This window comes from Ferribacterium limneticum (assembly GCF_020510585.1).
GTDB lineage: Bacteria > Pseudomonadota > Gammaproteobacteria > Burkholderiales > Rhodocyclaceae > Azonexus.
In genome coordinates, this window is the sequence record NZ_CP075190.1 from 3,770,612 (window position 1) to 3,787,318 (window position 16,707).

General features: G+C 61.6%; 14 protein-coding genes. 10 read left to right on the plus strand and 4 right to left on the minus strand.

Annotated elements, in window-relative coordinates; genetic code table 11:
- Window positions 1–21: 21 nt before the first annotated feature.
- The 4 genes from KI613_RS18050 to KI613_RS18065 are packed head-to-tail and all read right to left on the minus strand — an operon-like array spanning window position 22 to window position 3,889.
- Window positions 22–294 (minus strand): oxidative damage protection protein, encoded by a 273-nt coding sequence (locus KI613_RS18050; RefSeq protein ID WP_226401986.1) that lies wholly within the window; start codon window positions 292–294, stop codon window positions 22–24.
- A gap of 30 nt (window positions 295–324) precedes the next feature.
- On the minus strand, window positions 325–1,644 hold the full coding sequence (gene argA, locus KI613_RS18055) for an amino-acid N-acetyltransferase (RefSeq protein ID WP_226401987.1): 1,320 nt from the start codon (window positions 1,642–1,644) through the stop codon (window positions 325–327).
- Complete coding sequence (gene pap, locus KI613_RS18060) at window positions 1,641–3,149, minus strand: polyphosphate:AMP phosphotransferase (RefSeq protein WP_226401998.1); 1,509 nt, start codon at window positions 3,147–3,149, stop codon at window positions 1,641–1,643. The genes argA and pap overlap by 4 nt, the downstream gene beginning before the upstream one ends.
- A 2-nt stretch (window positions 3,150–3,151) precedes the next feature.
- Window positions 3,152–3,889: a 16S rRNA (uracil(1498)-N(3))-methyltransferase gene (locus KI613_RS18065; RefSeq protein ID WP_226402000.1), complete on the minus strand. Its 738-nt coding sequence runs from the start codon at window positions 3,887–3,889 to the stop codon at window positions 3,152–3,154.
- 41 nt (window positions 3,890–3,930) lie between these two features.
- On the opposite strand from KI613_RS18065, the gene KI613_RS18070 reads away from it, so the two are divergent.
- The 10 genes from KI613_RS18070 to fba all read left to right on the plus strand — a co-directional run bounded on the left by KI613_RS18070 (window position 3,931) and on the right by fba (window position 16,548).
- Window positions 3,931–4,485, plus strand: a complete 555-nt coding sequence (locus KI613_RS18070; RefSeq protein ID WP_226402002.1) for a thioredoxin family protein — start codon at window positions 3,931–3,933, stop codon at window positions 4,483–4,485.
- Window positions 4,486–4,662: 177 nt separating this feature from the next.
- Window positions 4,663–6,684, plus strand: a complete 2,022-nt coding sequence (locus KI613_RS18075) for a putative bifunctional diguanylate cyclase/phosphodiesterase (protein WP_226402004.1) — start codon at window positions 4,663–4,665, stop codon at window positions 6,682–6,684.
- Window positions 6,685–6,717: 33 nt separating this feature from the next.
- A complete protein-coding gene (locus KI613_RS18080; protein WP_226402006.1) occupies window positions 6,718–7,731 on the plus strand; it encodes a class 1 fructose-bisphosphatase in 1,014 nt (337 codons plus the stop codon).
- 41 nt (window positions 7,732–7,772) lie between these two features.
- Window positions 7,773–8,426, plus strand: coding sequence for a hypothetical protein (locus tag KI613_RS18085; protein WP_226402008.1), 654 nt, complete (start codon window positions 7,773–7,775; stop codon window positions 8,424–8,426).
- A gap of 110 nt (window positions 8,427–8,536) precedes the next feature.
- On the plus strand, window positions 8,537–10,543 hold the full coding sequence (gene tkt, locus KI613_RS18090) for a transketolase (RefSeq protein WP_226402010.1): 2,007 nt from the start codon (window positions 8,537–8,539) through the stop codon (window positions 10,541–10,543).
- A gap of 24 nt (window positions 10,544–10,567) precedes the next feature.
- Window positions 10,568–11,596: a type I glyceraldehyde-3-phosphate dehydrogenase gene (gene gap, locus KI613_RS18095; protein WP_226402014.1), complete on the plus strand. Its 1,029-nt coding sequence runs from the start codon at window positions 10,568–10,570 to the stop codon at window positions 11,594–11,596.
- A 72-nt stretch (window positions 11,597–11,668) separates the two neighbouring features.
- Complete coding sequence (locus KI613_RS18100) at window positions 11,669–12,718, plus strand: type I glyceraldehyde-3-phosphate dehydrogenase (protein WP_226402016.1); 1,050 nt, start codon at window positions 11,669–11,671, stop codon at window positions 12,716–12,718.
- Between the two features lie 20 nt (window positions 12,719–12,738).
- On the plus strand, window positions 12,739–13,923 hold the full coding sequence (locus KI613_RS18105) for a phosphoglycerate kinase (protein ID WP_226402018.1): 1,185 nt from the start codon (window positions 12,739–12,741) through the stop codon (window positions 13,921–13,923).
- A gap of 84 nt (window positions 13,924–14,007) precedes the next feature.
- Complete coding sequence (gene pyk / locus KI613_RS18110; protein WP_226402030.1) at window positions 14,008–15,441, plus strand: pyruvate kinase; 1,434 nt, start codon at window positions 14,008–14,010, stop codon at window positions 15,439–15,441.
- A 42-nt stretch (window positions 15,442–15,483) separates the two neighbouring features.
- A complete protein-coding gene (gene fba, locus KI613_RS18115) occupies window positions 15,484–16,548 on the plus strand; it encodes a class II fructose-bisphosphate aldolase (protein ID WP_226402032.1) in 1,065 nt (354 codons plus the stop codon).
- Window positions 16,549–16,707: the final 159 nt, after the last annotated feature.

The following is a 16,707-nucleotide window of genomic DNA, read 5'->3' on the forward strand; positions in this document are numbered from 1 at the left end:
TTTTCATGAACTAACCGTAGCTCAGGGCTTCGGCGGCACGTAGCCCTGAATCTGGTCGGCGCCTTCGCCGAAGAAATGCTTTTCCAGCTGTTCGGCCAGGTACTTGCGATGCTTGGCATCGACCAGATTGAGACGATTCTCGTTGATGAGCATGGTCTGCATCTTGATCCACTGCTGCCAGGCTTCCTTCGAAACGTTTTCAAAAACTCTCTGGCCGAGCGCACCCGGGTAGGGTGGCTGATCGAGGCCTTCGGCCTCGCGGCCGAGCTTGATGCAATTGACGGTACGTGCCATGTGAAACTCCGTGGGGGTTGATGCGGGGAATTATAAGGTCTTGAACAGCACCTTGGAACGCCGCTGATAGTTGTACATGTCGCGCTTGTTGGCCGGCAGGTCATCGACCGTGCCGAGCTTGAAGCCGCGCTCGACAAACCAGTGCTCGGTACGCGTAGTCAGCACGAACAACCGCTTGATGCCGGCCTTGCGGGCACGCTGCTCGATGCGCAGCATCAACTGCTCGCCATAGCCCCATTCGCGGTGCTCGTGACTAACCGCCAGACAGGCCAGTTCAGCCTCATGATCTGAATGGGTGTAGAGCGCGGCGCAGCCGACGATGATGCCGTCGTGCAGCATGATCGAAAAATGGTCGATTTCGCGCTCGAGCAGTTCGCGCGGCCGATGGACGAGGATGCCTTCCTGTTCCATCGGCTCGATCAGCGCGATCAGCGCGGCGATGTCGTCCGGCTTGGCTTCGCGGATATTTTCCAGCGATTCGCGAGTGACCACGGTGCCGACACCATCGTGCGTGAACAACTCGCGCAACAGCGCGCCATCCTGCTCGAAACTGATCAGGTGCACGCGGCCGACGCCGGTCCGGCTGGCCCGCACGGCGCAGGGCAGGTAGCGCTTGATGTCGGCCGACAGCCAGTCGGCATCGCGCAGCATTTGCGATGCTTCGTCGGCCGTCATGGCGTCAAGAAGTTCGCCTTCCTTGTCGGTGACACCGCGACTGTCGGTCAGGTAAACCAGCTTGTCGGCCCGGATGGCGATGGCTACCGCTTCGGCCGCTTCTTCCATCTGCAGGTTGAAAATCTCGCCGGTCGGCGACGGCCCCTCGCAATTGAGCAGCACGATGTTACCCAGGCCGAGCTGGGCGTTGATGCCCTCGCTATCGACCTTGCGCACCTTGCCGGCATACTGCATGTCGATGCCGTCGAGCACGCCGATGGGCTGGCCGGTGATGAAATTGCCGCCGATGACGCGGATGCGGCTGTTGGCCATCGGCGTATTCGGCAAGCCCTGCGACAGCATGGCCTCGATTTCGAGATAAACGCTGCCCACCGCATCGAGCACGCAATCCAGCGCCTCGGCGTCGGTCACCCGATAGCCGCGGTGATAGACCGACTCCAGGTTCTTCTCGCGCAGCTCTTCCTCGATCTGCGGTCGCGCCCCATGCACCAGCACCAGGCGGATACCCAGGCTGACCAGCAGATTGACGTCGTAAGCCAGCGTCTTGGCGAACTCGCTGGCCACCGCCTTGCCACCGAAGGCAATGACGAAGGTCTTGCCGCGAAAAGCGTTGATGTAGGGCGTGACCGCCCGGAACCAGGAGACGAAGTGCTCGTCGTAAGGGGTATCGCTCATTTGTCCGAATATTTTCCGTCGTCGTCTTTCAGTGCCGTTTCAAGGCGCTCGCACAAGGTTTTCAACACTTTAACCCGGGCGAAGTTCTTGTCGTTGGCCTCAACCAACGTCCAGGGCGCCAGCCCGGTTGACGTGCGGTCGACCATGTCGCAAACGGCGGACACGTAGTCATCCCATTTTTCGCGGTTGCGCCAGTCTTCGTCGGTGATCTTGAAGCGCTTGAACTCGGTGTCCTGACGTTCCTTGAAGCGGCGCAACTGCTCGTCGGCACTGATCTGCAGCCAGAATTTGACGACAATGGCACCGGAATCAACCATCTGGTGCTCGAAATCGTTGATCTCGGCGTAAGCACGCAGCCAGTCGGCCTCGGTGCAAAAACCCTCGACCCGCTCGACCAGAACACGGCCGTACCACGAGCGGTCGAAAATCGCCGCCCGCCCGGTGCGCGGCAAATGCCGCCAGAAACGCCAGAGATACGGCTGCGCCCGCTCTTCTTCGGTCGGCGCGGCAATCGGTACGATCTGGTACTGCCGGGCATCCATCGAGGCGCCGATGCGGCGGATGGTGCCGCCCTTGCCAGCCGCATCCGAACCTTCGAAAACCAGGACCAGCGAACGCTTGCCAACGAAGCGCGGATCGCGCACCAGTTCGGAAAGACGGGACTGGTATTTGGCCAGCTGGCTTTCGTAATCCTTCTTGGTCAGTTTCTGCGTCAGGTCCAGTTCGCTGAGCACGTTTTTCTGGTCGATGGCATGGACAATCGGCGGCGCCACCGGCACCTGCTGGCGCCCCGTTTGCTGCAGCCGGCGCTTCATGGCCTCGAGCACGATACGGCCGACGGTCAGTGAGCGATATTCGTCATCGGTGCCTTCAACGATGATCCACGGCGCATGCGCGGTATTGCTGACGCGCAGCACATGGCCGGCGACTTCCTGCAGCTTGTTGTAAGTCTTCAGGCGATCGTAGCTTTCCTTGGTGACGCGCCAGGCGGTATTGGGATTCTTCTCCAGCGCCTTGAGCCGCGTCTTCTGGCCATCCTTGGACAGATGGAACCAGAACTTGAGGACCAGCGCCCCTTCATTGACCAGCATCGCCTCGAAGCGATTGATGTCATCGAGCCGCTCATCCATCTCGGAACGGCGCATCTGGCCGGTGATCCGGTCGGTAATCGGCTGCGAATACCAGGAACCGGCAAAGATGCCGACCTTGCCCTTGGGCGGCAGCGCGCGCCAATAGCGCCACATGTAGGGGCGGGCCCGTTCTTCATCAGAGGGCGCCGAGAAGGCCAGGGTCGAAATGTGGCGCGGGTCCATCCAGGAATAAAGCAGGTTGATTGTTTCCCCTTTGCCGCTGCCATCTACTCCGCTGATCAGGATGACAACCGGAAACTCCTTTTTCTCCAGCATGTCGTACTGCGCGTCAAGCAAGGCAGCGCGGAGCAGCGGCACTTCCTTTTTGAAGGTTTCCTTGTCGATCTTGTGGCCCAACTCAGCTGATTCGAACATTTCTATTCCCCCCTGAAATCACCCCAAAGTACCTGCATCGCTGCCAGAGCGGCCAGGCCCGCCGTTTCCGTCCGCAGAATGCGCGGACCCATACGTACTGCCTGAAAGCCAGCCGACTGCGCGGCGATCATTTCCTGCGGATCGAGCCCCCCTTCGGACCCGATCAGCAGTTGAACCTCACCGACTGGCCGGATCGAGGCCAGCGTCTGTTCGGCATCGGGCGCCAGCATCAGGCGCATGGCGCCATGCGCCGGCCTGGCCAGCCAGTTTTCGAGCTTCTCGAGCGGCGCCACCACGGGTACCTGGTTACGGCCGCACTGTTCGCAGGCCGAAGCTACCACCCCCTGCCAGTGCGCCACCCGCTTGCCGGCCCGTTCGCCGGCCAGGCGCAAGACGCTGCGCCTGCTCTCGACCGGGACGATATGGCGGACGCCGAGCTCGACCGCTTTCTGAATGGTGAAATCCATTTTGTCGCCAGCCTGCAGAGCCTGCACCAGGGTAATCGCCAGCGGCGATTCGCGCTCGACTTCAACCCACGGGCCCAGCACGGCCATGACCCGGTCGCGCTCGATGCGTTCGATATGCGCCGGATACTCGCCGCCACGACCGTCGAAGAGAACCATCGGCGCCCCGGGCGGCAGGCGCAACACTCTCACCGCGTGGCGTGCCACGGGCTCCGGCAATTCAACGTGAGCCCCCGGCGAAAGGGCTTCTCGGCAGTAAAAACGGGGTGAATTCATCGGTGCTATTATGGGCGAAATGCGTTTTGGAGTGGAAAAACATGGTCGCTTTGAACCCACCCGTCTGTGATTTTGGCCGACCGGCTGTCGATTTCGATTTGCCGGGCGTCGATGGCAAGCGCCACACCCTGGCCAGTTGCCGCGGCCCGAACGGACTGCTGGTGATGTTCATCTGCAACCATTGCCCCTACGTCAAAGCCATCATCGACCGCCTGATCCGCGACTGCCGCGACCTTGACGCCCAAGGCATCGGCTGCGTCGCGATCATGAGCAACGACATCACGGTCTACCCGGAAGATTCGCCGGAGTCGATGGCGCGCTGGGCAGTAGAACTAGCCTTCCCGTTTCCCTACCTCTACGACGAAACCCAGGCCGTCGCCCGAGCCTATGGCGCCGTCTGCACACCTGATTTCTTCGGCTACAACGCCAAGCTCGAACTGCAATACCGTGGCCGTCTCGATGCTTCTGGCAGAAACCCCGGCCCGGCCGACGCCCGGCGCGAACTTCATGAAGCGATGTGTGAAGTCGCCCGCAGCGGCAACGGGCCACGCGAGCAGATTGCATCAATTGGCTGCTCGATAAAATGGCAGATTTAGCAAACACCATTCAAAATGAAAAATTTGTCTACGACGATGTTCATCCCGTGAGGCCTGGGCTATGATTCGCCATTGTTTTTCTGCCCACTTCCTTCGTTGAATTTACCGGACGCCTCCTCGCCAACCCCCGTCGATGTGCGACGTCAGCTGGCTTACTTGCAGTCTGTCGTATCAGGCATGCCCCAGGGCATCAGCGTATTCGACGAACAGTTGTGCCTGCGCGTCTGGAACCAGGGATTTCTCGATGCGCTAGAACTGCCACCTGACGCCGTTCATGAAGGCATTCATTTCTCCGACGTGATCCGCATTCCGGTCACGCGCGGCGACTACGGGCAAGGCGATCGCGAACAACTGGTCGAACGCATCACGACACGGATCGGCAAATTCGAAGCCGACCGCCTGGAAGAGACCCGCCCCAACGGACGTTCCTATCTGATCCAGAACGAACCGCTTTTCATCGACCAACAGGCGGCCGGATTCATCACGACCTATACCGATATTTCCGAACAGCGGGCCAGCGCCGAACGCGAACAGCTGGCGCAAAAAGTCTATACCCACACGCCGGCCGGCATCATCTTCACGGACGAGGCGCACCGTATCCTCTCGATCAATCCGGCCACCACCCAGATGACCGGCTACGAAGCCTTCGAACTGCTCGGGCAGACAGTCTACGGGCTGATTACGCTGGATGAGGGGCAAACGCAGGATGCCTTTGAACGAGATCTTGTCCTGCAATCATCCTGGCAAGGCGAGCTTGAAATCACCCGGAAAAATGGCGACAACTTCCCGGCCGGAACCCGGGTCAACCGCGTCGATGACCCGCAAAGCGGCATGCCGGCGCATTACGTCTGGATTCTGGCCGACATCACGGAACGCAAGCAGTCCGAAGAGCGCATGCGGCACATCGCCCAGCACGATGCGCTAACCGGCCTGCCCAATCGCATGGCACTGCTCATGCGGCTCGCCCAACTGCTGCCCGAAGCCCGCCGCCATGGCTGGAAGATCGCCATGATGTTTCTCGATCTCGATCGTTTCAAGATCATCAACGACACCCTCGGTCACCAGGTTGGTGACGAATTGTTGCGTGAAGTGGCCTGCCGCCTGTCCGCAGTCGTCCGCGAAACCGATTTCGTCGCCCGCCTGGGCGGTGACGAATTCGTCATCATCCTGCCCGGCATCTCGTCTGCCGCCGACGCCGCCGTCGTTGCCGGCAAGGCCATCGGTGCGCTGTCCTCGGCCATCGAGGCCAACGGGCACGAGTTGCATACCAGCCCGTCGATAGGCATCAGCGTTTTTCCCGACGACGGTCCGGATGGCGACACCATCCTGAAGAATGCTGACACGGCGATGTACCACGCCAAGGCGGCGGGCCGAAACAACTTCCAGTTCTTTGCTACCGAGATGAACCTCATTACCTCGGAACGCCTGAGCATCGAACACAAGTTGCGCCACGCCATCGCCCGCAACGAACTGGTCCTTTGCTTCCAGCCGCAATTTCTCGCCGGCGACGGGGAACCGACCGGCGTCGAAGCCCTGCTCCGCTGGCACCATCCGACGGAAGGCTTGATTTCGCCAGCCCGCTTCATCCCGGTCGCCGAAGAAACGGGCATCATCGTCGAAATCGGCGAGTGGGTGCTGGCTACCGCCTGCCGCGAAATGAAGCGCTGGATCGACGCCGGACTGAAGCCCATGCGCATGGCCGTCAACGTCTCGGCCCGCCAGTTGCGCCGTCGCGATTTCAGCGAAACCGTCGCCAATGCGCTGACCCTGTCCGGACTCCCGGCCGAACTGCTCGAACTCGAGATAACCGAGAGCTCGGTGATGGAAAACCCGCAGGAAGCCATCCTGATTCTCGAACGCCTCGGCCGCATGGGTGTCACGCTGGCCATCGACGACTTCGGCACGGGCTACTCCTCGCTGGCCTACTTGAAGCTTTTCCCGATCGATCACCTGAAAATCGACCGCTCCTTCGTCGCCGACATCGAAACCGACCTTAACGACCGCGCCATCGCTTTCGGCACCATCGCCCTGGCCCATTCGCTGGGCCTCAAAGTCATTGCCGAAGGCGTCGAAACCGAAGACCAGCTCGAACTGCTGCGCACCAACGGCTGTGACGAGGTCCAGGGCTTCCTGATGAGCAAGCCCTTGTATAGCGCCGCGGCCTTTACCTTCCTGCACGCAAGGTGTCCGGCAGAGTAAAATTGCGCCTTTGTCATTAAAGCAGGGGTTCTCATGGCACAGCGCACGCTGGCACGTTATCTCACCGAAGAGCAACGCAACAAGGGCGTCATCACCGGCGACCTCAAGTTCCTGATCGAAATCGTCTCGCGGGCCTGTCACGCCATTTCCATTGCCATCGGCAAGGGCGGGCTGGGCGGCGTGCTCGGTGAAGCGGGTAGCGACAACGTGCAGGGCGAAGCCCAGAAAAAGCTCGACGTGCTGTCCAACGACATCCTGCTCGATGCCAATGAATGGGGTGGCCACCTCGCCGCCATGGCCTCCGAAGAAATGGACCTGCCGCACCTGGTCCCCAACCGCTATCCGCAAGGCGAATACCTGCTGACCTTTGACCCGCTCGACGGCTCGTCGAATATCGACGTCAATGTCTCGATTGGCACCATTTTCTCGGTTCTCAAATGCCCTGAAGGCGCCGACCTGTCGACCCCCGAAGCTGCCGAAGCCGCCTTTCTGCAACCGGGAACGGCGCAGGTTGCGGCCGGCTACGCGGTTTACGGACCGACCACCCTGCTTGTCCTGACCGTCGGTGACGGCGTCGTTGTTTTCACCCTCGACCGCGAGCTCGGTCAGTTCATCCTGACCCAGGAAAACGTGCAGATTCCGGCCGACACCAAGGAATTCGCCATCAACATGGCCAACCAGCGTTTCTGGGAAGCACCGGTTCAGCGCTACGTCGGCGAGATGCAGGCCGGCAAGGAAGGGCCGCTCGGCAAGGACTACAACATGCGCTGGGTTGCCTCGATGGTCGCCGATGTGCATCGCATCATGACGCGTGGCGGCATCTTCATGTACCCGGTGGACAGCAAGCTCAAAGGCCAGGGCGGCAAGCTGCGCCTGATGTACGAAGCCAACCCGATGGCCATGCTCATCGAGCAGGCGGGCGGTGCCGCAACCACCGGCCGCCAGCGCATTCTCGACATCCAGCCGGAGAAACTTCATCAGCGCGTGCCCGTCATATTGGGATCGAAAAACGAAGTCGACCGCATCACTGGCTATCACGCCGGCTGACCTGCTACATTCACTCAACCAACACCGCATAGGACAAAGCGATGAAACAACTGAGCATTGCACTACTCATGGCAGCCGGCACCATCCTGGCCGGCTGCAAGAGCAACGAGTCCAAGCCGGAAGAAACGGCGCCCCCGCCGCAGGCGACAGCGGCACCAGCGCCCGCCCCGGTCGCCGCCAAACCGGAGTGCCCACCGGAACCAGTGGCCAAGAAAAAAACCACCAAGAAGTCCGCCAAGAAAACCACCAAGCCGGCCGAAGCGGCAGTGGTCGATTGCGAGCCGGCCAAACCGAAGAGCGCAGCACCAGCCAAGGCAGCCGAACCGGCCAAGCCGGAGCCGGCCGCCGCGCCAGTCACCAGCAACACCACAGGCAAGGCCTGCAACCCTTGTGTCGTGAAATCGAAAGACGGCACTTTCGACGGCGAGGTCTACGGCAGCATTCCGCCGGGCAGCAAGTGGTCAAAATTGCAGATTGGCATGCACCAGTCCGAAGTCGAGCGCATTCTCGGTGTTACATCGAACATTCGCGCCTACGTCACGGCCAAGGCATGGATCCCCTTCTATTTCGGGGGTGACAGCCACCGCTACGAAGCGGTTTACGCCGGCCAGGGCAGCGTTGCCTACACAGGGGGCAGCTTCGGCGGCGGTCAGGGCATCCTGATGATGATTAATTTTGATCCCAAGATTCAGTAAAACTGATCAAAGGCAGGCCTGAAAAGCCTGCCTTATTAGCCTTCTACCCTACCCAAAAAGAGGGTTTTCCCGGATAATTTCACCTTTTCAGCAGGCTGGAATTCCGGATCATGAGCGTCAGCAATCCCCCCAAGTTTTCTCCCCTGACCGGCGCCATCCGCGCCCTGGCCATGGACGCAGTCCAGCAGGCCAATTCCGGCCATCCGGGTGCCCCGATGGGCATGGCGGAAATCGCTGAAGTCCTCTGGCGTCGCCACCTGCGTCACAACCCGAGCAACCCGCACTGGCCCGACCGCGACCGCTTCATCATGTCGAACGGCCACGGCTCGATGCTGGTTTATGCCCTGTTGCACCTGACCGGCTACGATCTGTCGATAGCCGACCTCAAGAATTTCCGCCAGCTGCATTCAAGAACGCCGGGCCATCCGGAATACGGCTACACCCCCGGCATCGAAACGACCACCGGCCCGCTCGGCCAGGGCATCACCAACGCTGTCGGCTTTGCGCTGGCCGAAAAGGTACTGGCCGCCGAGTTCAACCGGCCCGGCCACGACATCGTCAATCACCACACCTATACCTTCCTTGGCGACGGTTGCCTGATGGAAGGCATTTCGCACGAAGCCTGTTCGCTGGCCGGCACGCTCGGCCTCGGCAAGCTGATTGCCTTCTGGGACGACAATGGCATCTCGATCGACGGCCACGTTGAAGGCTGGTTCACCGACGACACCCCGAAGCGCTTCGAAGCCTATGGCTGGCAGGTCATCGCCAACGTCGACGGCCATGATTCGGCTGCCGTCGAAAAAGCCCTGCTCGCCGCCCAGGCCGTCACCGACAAGCCGAGCCTGATTTGCTGCAAGACGACCATCGGCATGGGCGCCCCCAACAAGCAGGGTTCGCACGACTGCCACGGCGCCCCGCTCGGCAAGGACGAAATCGCCGCCGCCCGCGAATATATCGGCTGGAACCACCCGGCTTTCGAGATCCCGGCCGACATCTACGCCGCCTGGGATCGCAAGGCTGCCGGTGCTGCTGCCGAAGGCGACTGGAATACCCGTTTCGCCGCTTACCGCGCCGCCTTCCCGACCGAAGCCGGCGAATTCGAGCGTCGCGTCGTCAAGGGTGAACTGCCGGCTTCGTGGGAAGCAACCAAGGCTGCCTACCTCGCCACCTGCCGCGACAAGGCCGAGAACATCGCCACCCGCAAGGCTTCGCAAAATGCCATCGCCGCGCTGGTCCCGGCCGTGCCGGAAATCTTCGGCGGCTCGGCTGACCTGGCCGGTTCCAACCTGACCTTCGTCAAGGGCAGCAAGGGCGTCACCAAGACCGAAGGTGGCAACTACTGCTACTACGGCGTGCGCGAATTCGGCATGACCGCCATCGCCAATGGTCTGGCACTGCACGGCGGTTTGATTCCCTACACCGCGACCTTCCTGGTTTTCTCTGACTACGCCCGCAACGGCATCCGCATGGCCGCGCTCATGAAGCAGCGCCAGATCATGGTCTACACCCATGACTCCATCGGCCTCGGCGAAGATGGCCCGACGCACCAGCCGGTCGAGCACATCCCGAGCCTGCGCATCATTCCGAATCTCGACGTCTGGCGTCCGGCCGATGCCACCGAAACGGCCATCGCCTGGACTGCTGCGGTCGACCGGAAAAACGGCCCGAGTCTGCTCGCCCTGTCGCGCCAGAATCTGCCAACCGTGACGCAGAAGGTTGCCGACGCCGACATCGCCAAGGGCGGCTACGTGCTGTCCGAAGCCGATGGCGAAGCGCAGCTCACCTTCATCGCCACCGGTTCCGAAATCAAGCTGGCGCTCGATGCTCAGGCCGCACTGGCCGGCGAAGGCATCAAGACGCGCGTCGTCTCGATGCCCTGCACCAACGTTTTCGACCGCCAGAGCGCCGAATACAAGGCCTCAGTGCTCGGCGGCTGCAAGAAACGCATTGCCATCGAAGCCGCTCACCCCGACTTCTGGCGCAAATACGTCGGCCTGCATGGCGCCGTGATCGGTATCGACCGCTTCGGCGAGTCGGCGCCGGCCGGCCAGCTGTTCGACATGTTCGGTTTCACGGTGGCCAACGTCGTCAAGACGGCCAAGGCGCTGTTGTCCTGATTTTTAAAAAGGGGAGTTAGATTCATGGCTATCAAGGTTGCAATCAACGGTTTTGGTCGTATCGGTCGCTGCACACTGCGCGCCATTTACGAGCAGGGTCTGCAAAATGAATTCGACGTCGTCGCCATCAATGCTGCTGGCGATCTGGCGACCAACTCGCACCTGCTCAAGTACGACACCACGCATGGCCGTTTCCGCACCAGCGTCGAAACCGAAGGTGAAAACTGCATCATTATCGATGGCAAGAAGATCGCCTTCTACTCGACCAAGAACCCGAAGGACATCAACTGGGCTGACCACGGCGTTGATATCGTTCTCGAATGCACCGGCGCCTACACCTCCAAGGCCAAGGCCCAGCCGCTGCTCGAGCAGGGCGCCAAGCGCGTGCTGATCTCCGCCCCGGGTGGTGACGACGTCGATGCAACCATCGTCTATGGCGTCAATGAAGGCCTCTTCAAGTCCGACATGACCGTTGTTTCCAACGCTTCTTGCACGACCAACTGCCTGGCTCCGGTCGCCAAGATCCTGTCCGACAGCATCGGCATCAAGCAGGGCCTGATGACCACCATCCACGCCTACACCAACGACCAGGTCACCGTCGACGTCCGTCACAAGGACCTGCGCCGCGCCCGCGCCGCTGCCGCCAACATCATCCCGACCAAGACCGGCGCCGCCAAGGCTGTCGGCCTGGTGCTACCGGAACTCAAGGGCAAGGTCGATGGTTTCGCCCTGCGCGTGCCGACCATCAACGTTTCGCTGGTCGACCTGACCTTCACCGCCGGCCGCAACACCACCAAGGAAGAAATCAACGCCTTGATGACCGCCGCCGCCAACGGCCCGCTCAAGGGTGTGATGGACGTCAATAACGAGCCGCTGGTCTCCTCCGACTTCAACCACACCACCGTTTCTTCCACCTTCGATGCAACGCAGACGCGTGTCATTCAAGGCGAAGACGGCAGCACGCTGGTCAAGGTTCTGGCCTGGTACGACAACGAGTGGGGTTACTCCTGCCGCATGCTCGACGCCGCCCGCGCCTGGATGGCCGCCAAGTAAGCTGTTTGTTTCATGAAAAGGGGCCGCAAGGCCCTTTTGTTTCACTCGCCAAGAAAGCTGCCGGCTCCGAAAGTGTCCCAAAAACTCCCCCTGCGTCTTGCCATCAACGGCTATGGCCGTATCGGTCGCTGCTTTTTGCGGGCGTTACAGGAATCCAGCGTCGCCCACGATCTCCAGGTGGTCGCCATCAACGAGCCGGCCAATCTGGAAAGCATGGCCTACCTGACGCGTTTCGACTCGACCCACGGCCGCTTTCCCGGCAGCGTCGACGTCGCCGATGGCCAACTGCTGATCGACGGCCGGGCCATCCGTATCAGCCACGCCCGTACGCCGGAGGCCGTTGACTGGCGCGACATCGACCTCGTGGTCGAATGTTCCGGTTCCTACGGTCAACGGGAAAATTTGGCCAAATTCATAAATGCCGGCTGCCCGCGCCTGCTTCTTTCGCACCCCGGCGCCAGCGCTGAGGATGTCGATGCGACCATCGTCGCCGGCATCAACCAAAATACGCTGACCGGGGCCGAGCGTCTGGTCTCGGCCGCCTCGTGCACGACCAACGCCATCGTCCCGATCCTCGACCTGCTCGACCGCGAAGTCGGCGTCGACCAGGCCTTGCTCACCACGCTGCACTCGGTCATGAACGACCAGCCGCTAATCGACGGCTATCACCACGACGACCTGCGCCGGACGCGCTCGGCCATGCAGTCGATCATCCCGGTGTCGACCGGGCTGGCCCGCGGCATTGAGCGTCTGTTGCCGCAACTGGCCGGCAAGGTGCAAGCCAAGGCCATCCGCGTGCCGACCCTCAACGTCTCAGCCATCGACCTGACGATCAGCACCCAGCGGCCGGTCTCGGCGCACAGCATCAACAACCTGCTCGCCGACGCGGCGCATGGCCCGCTAAAAAAACTCATCGCCTATTCCGAGGCAGCGCACGCCTCGATCGATTTTAATCACGACCCGCATTCGGCCATTGTCGACGGCAGCCAGACGCGCACCGCCGGCACCCATCTGGTGAACCTCTTCGTCTGGTTCGACAATGAATGGGGCTTCGCCAACCGCATGCTGGAAGTCGCCGACCACTGGTCGCGCCTGTGGCACAATCACGATCAATATAATTAACCGCTAATATGGAGCAGACAATGAACGTTATCAAACTCACCGACCTCGACGTTTCCGGCAAGCGCGTTTTCATCCGCGCCGACCTCAACGTACCGCAGGACGAAGCCGGCAACATCACCGAGGACACCCGCATCCGCGCCTCGCTGCCGTCGATCAAGTACTGCCTCGACAAGGGCGCCGCAGTACTGGTCACCTCGCACCTCGGCCGGCCGACCGAAGGCGAATGCACGCCCGACGATTCGCTGATGCCGGTCGCCGTGCGCCTCGGCCAGATGCTACAGAAGCCGGTGCGCCTGGTCACGGACTGGGTCGATGGCGGTTTTGAAGTGAAGGCAGGCGAAGTTGTGCTCCTCGAAAACTGTCGCTGCAACAAGGGCGAAAAGAAGAACAACGACGAGCTCGCCCAGAAGATGGCCAAGCTCTGCGACGTCTACGTCAACGACGCCTTCGGCACCGCCCACCGCGCCGAAGCGACCACCCACGGCATCGCCAAATACGCCCCGGTAGCATGCGCCGGCATGCTGATGGGCGCCGAAATCGACGCTCTGACCAAGGCCCTGACCAACCCGAAACGGCCGCTCGTCGCCATCGTCGGAGGCTCCAAGGTGTCGTCCAAGCTGACCATCCTCAAGTCGCTGGCCAGCAAGGTCGACCAGCTGATCGTCGGTGGCGGCATCGCCAACACCTTCCTGCTCGCCTCCGGCAAGCGCATCGGCGACTCGCTGGCCGAGGCCGATCTGGTCAAGGAAGCGCACACCATCATGGACATCATGAAGGAACGCGGCGCCGAAGTCCCCTTGCCGACCGATGTCGTCGTCGCCGACGAAGTTTCCGCCCTGGCCCGCGCCAACAAGATTTCCGTCGACGACGTCGCCGCCCACGACCGCATTCTCGACGTCGGCCCGAAGACCGCTGCGGCCCTGTCGCAGATCATCGCCAACGCCGGCACCATCGTCTGGAACGGCCCGGTTGGCGTTTTCGAACTGCCGCAGTTCGCCGGCGGCACCAAGATGCTGGCCTCGGCCATCGCCCACTCCGAAGCCTTCTCCATCGCTGGCGGCGGCGACACGCTGGCTGCCATCGCCAAGTTCCACATCCATGACGACGTCGGCTACATCTCGACTGGCGGCGGCGCCTTCCTCGAATTCCTCGAAGGCAAGACCCTGCCGGCGATTCAGGTTCTGGAAGAACGCGCTGCGAAATAATGCTGCAAGGTGTTGACCGTAGCATTGCTACGGTCAACCGGAAATAAACGCCAAAATTCAAATAACAAAAAGGATGGAGAAGACATGTCACGCCACACCAAAATCGTTGCCACGCTGGGCCCCGCCTCCTCCTCGACCGAGGTGCTGGAGCGCATGGTCCAGGCCGGCATCGACGTTGTCCGGATGAATTTTTCGCACGGCACGGCTGAAGACCACAAGGCGCGCGCCGACGGCATCCGCGCTGCGGCCGCCAAGTTCGGCCGGACCATAGGCATCCTCGGCGACCTGCAGGGGCCGAAGATTCGCGTCGGCAAGTTCGAGAACAACAAGATCATGCTCGTCGTCGGCGAAGCCTTCATCCTCGATGCGCAATGCAAGCTCGGCAATCAGGAACGCGTCGGCCTCGATTACAAGGACCTGCCGAAAGACGTCGTCAATGGCGACATCCTGCTGCTCGACGATGGCCGGCTCAAACTGATCGTCGAAGGCGTCCGTGGCCATGAAATCCACACCCGCGTGCTGGTCGGCGGCGAACTGTCGAACAACAAGGGCATCAACCGCCAGGGGGGTGGCCTGACCGCGCCGGCACTGACCGCCAAGGACATGGACGACATCAAGACGGCGGCCCAGATCGGCGTCGATTTCGTTGCCGTCTCCTTCCCGAAAAGCGCTGCCGACATGTACATGGCCCGCCAGTTGTTGCGCGCCGCCGGCAGCAACGCCGTGCTCATCGCCAAGATCGAGCGCGTCGAAGCCATCACCAACCTGGCCGAAATCCTCGACGCCTCCGACGGCATCATGGTTGCCCGCGGCGATCTCGCCGTCGAAGTCGGCGATGCCACGGTCCCCGCCCTGCAGAAGAAGATGATCCGCATGGCGCGCGACAAGAACAAGCTGACCATCACCGCGACGCAGATGATGGAGTCGATGATCACCTCGCCGGTGCCGACCCGCGCTGAAGTTTCCGACGTCGCCAACGCCGTGCTCGACGGCACCGATGCCGTCATGCTCTCGGCCGAAACGGCGGCCGGCAAATACCCGGTCGAAGTCGTCGAGTCGATGGCGCGCATCTGCGTCGAAGCCGAGCGTTCGGCCGAAGTCACCCTCGACCGCGAATTCCTCGATCGCGTGTTCACGCGCATCGACCAGTCGATTGCCATGGCTGCCATCTGGACGGCGCATCACCTCAAGGTCAAGGCCATCGCCGCCCTCACCCAGTCCGGCTCGACCGCGTTGTGGATGAGCCGCCTGAACTGCGGCGTGCCGATCTACGCGCTGACCCCGGATGCCGAATCGGTCGGCCGCATGGTGCTCTACCGCGGCGTCAGCCCCTTGCCCATGAAGCAGCAGCACACCGACCGCGACCTGCTCCTGGCCGAAGCCGAGCAACTCCTGATCGATCGAGGTGTCGTAGAAAAAGGCGACCTCATCGCCCTGACCATCGGCGAGCCCATCGGCACCACCGGCGGCACCAATACACTCAAGATCGTCCGCGTTGGCGAACATCAAATCCTTTAAAATACTCAGATTAACTAAACACGAAATCGAACAGGAGTTCCCATGCCGCTCGTCTCCATGCGCCAATTGCTCGACCACGCCGCCGAAAACGGCTACGGTCTGCCCGCCTTCAACGTCAACAACATGGAACAGGTCTGGGCCATCTGCGAAGCAGCCAGCCAGATCGACGCCCCGGTCATCATGCAGGCCTCGGCCGGCGCCCGCAAATACGCCGGCGAGCCCTTCCTGCGCCACCAGATCCTGGCCGCCCTCGAAGCCTACCCGCACCTGCCCATCGTCATGCACCAGGACCACGGCCAAAGCCCGGCCGTCTGTATGGGCGCCATCCGCTCCGGCTTCACCTCGGTGATGATGGACGGCTCGCTCGAAGCCGACGGCAAGACCGTCGCCTCCTACGAATACAACGTCGCCGTCTCCAAGGAAGTCGTCAAGCTTTCACACTCCATCGGCGTTTCCGTCGAGGCTGAACTCGGCGTCCTCGGCTCGCTCGAAACCATGAAGGGCGACAAGGAAGACGGCCACGGCGCCGACGGCCACATGACCCGTGAACAGCTGCTCACCGACGTCGACCAGGCCGCCGACTTCGTCAAGCAGACCAACTGCGACGCGCTGGCCATCGCCATCGGCACCAGCCACGGCGCCTACAAGTTCACCAAGAAGCCGACCGGCGACATCCTCGCCATCGACCGCATCAAGGAAATCCACGCCCGCATCCCGAACACCCACCTGGTGATGCACGGTTCGTCCAGCGTGCCGCAGGAACTGCTCGCCGAAATCCGCGAATTCGGCGGCGACATGAAGGAAACCTACGGCGTGCCGGTCGAAGAAATCGTCAAGGGCATCGCCCACGGCGTGCGCAAGGTCAATATCGACACCGATATCCGCCTCGCCATGACCGGCGCCATCCGCCGCTACCTGTTTGAAAACCCGTCCAAGTTCGACCCGCGCGACTACCTCAAGCCGGCCCGCGAAGCCGCCAAGAAAATCTGCCTCGCCCGCTTCGAAGCTTTCGGCTGCGCCGGCCGCGCCAGCCAGATCAAGGCCATGCCGCTGGAAAAAATGGCCGAGCGTTACGCCAAGGGCGAACTCAACCAGATTGTGAAATAAGCCGAAATTTCCGGTTGACCGTGAAAGCCGCCTGCGGGCGGCTTTTTTGCGTCTGAAAAGTGCCCTTTCGACCAGACAAAGGCCTCAGGAACCAACCGGCCTGTCCCCAACTCAATAGACAAGCGATCGGCAAAAACCGGCTTCGATGACAGGCGTCTA

Bases quoted from the DNA above. Each gene is read 5' to 3' on its own strand.
- fba (WP_226402032.1), top strand. From the start codon at position 15,484: ATGCCGCTCGTCTCCATGCGCCAATTGCTCGACCACGCCGCCGAAAAC.
- KI613_RS18105 (WP_226402018.1), top strand. From the start codon at position 12,739: ATGAACGTTATCAAACTCACCGACCTCGACGTTTCCGGCAAGCGCGTT.
- argA (WP_226401987.1), bottom strand. From the start codon at position 1,644: ATGAGCGATACCCCTTACGACGAGCACTTCGTCTCCTGGTTCCGGGCG.
- tkt (WP_226402010.1), top strand. From the start codon at position 8,537: ATGAGCGTCAGCAATCCCCCCAAGTTTTCTCCCCTGACCGGCGCCATC.
- KI613_RS18075 (WP_226402004.1), top strand. From the start codon at position 4,663: ATGCCCCAGGGCATCAGCGTATTCGACGAACAGTTGTGCCTGCGCGTC.
- pap (WP_226401998.1), bottom strand. From the start codon at position 3,149: ATGTTCGAATCAGCTGAGTTGGGCCACAAGATCGACAAGGAAACCTTC.
- KI613_RS18085 (WP_226402008.1), top strand. From the start codon at position 7,773: ATGAAACAACTGAGCATTGCACTACTCATGGCAGCCGGCACCATCCTG.
- KI613_RS18070 (WP_226402002.1), top strand. From the start codon at position 3,931: ATGGTCGCTTTGAACCCACCCGTCTGTGATTTTGGCCGACCGGCTGTC.
- gap (WP_226402014.1), top strand. From the start codon at position 10,568: ATGGCTATCAAGGTTGCAATCAACGGTTTTGGTCGTATCGGTCGCTGC.
- KI613_RS18050 (WP_226401986.1), bottom strand. From the start codon at position 294: ATGGCACGTACCGTCAATTGCATCAAGCTCGGCCGCGAGGCCGAAGGC.
- KI613_RS18065 (WP_226402000.1), bottom strand. From the start codon at position 3,889: ATGAATTCACCCCGTTTTTACTGCCGAGAAGCCCTTTCGCCGGGGGCT.
- pyk (WP_226402030.1), top strand. From the start codon at position 14,008: ATGTCACGCCACACCAAAATCGTTGCCACGCTGGGCCCCGCCTCCTCC.
- KI613_RS18080 (WP_226402006.1), top strand. From the start codon at position 6,718: ATGGCACAGCGCACGCTGGCACGTTATCTCACCGAAGAGCAACGCAAC.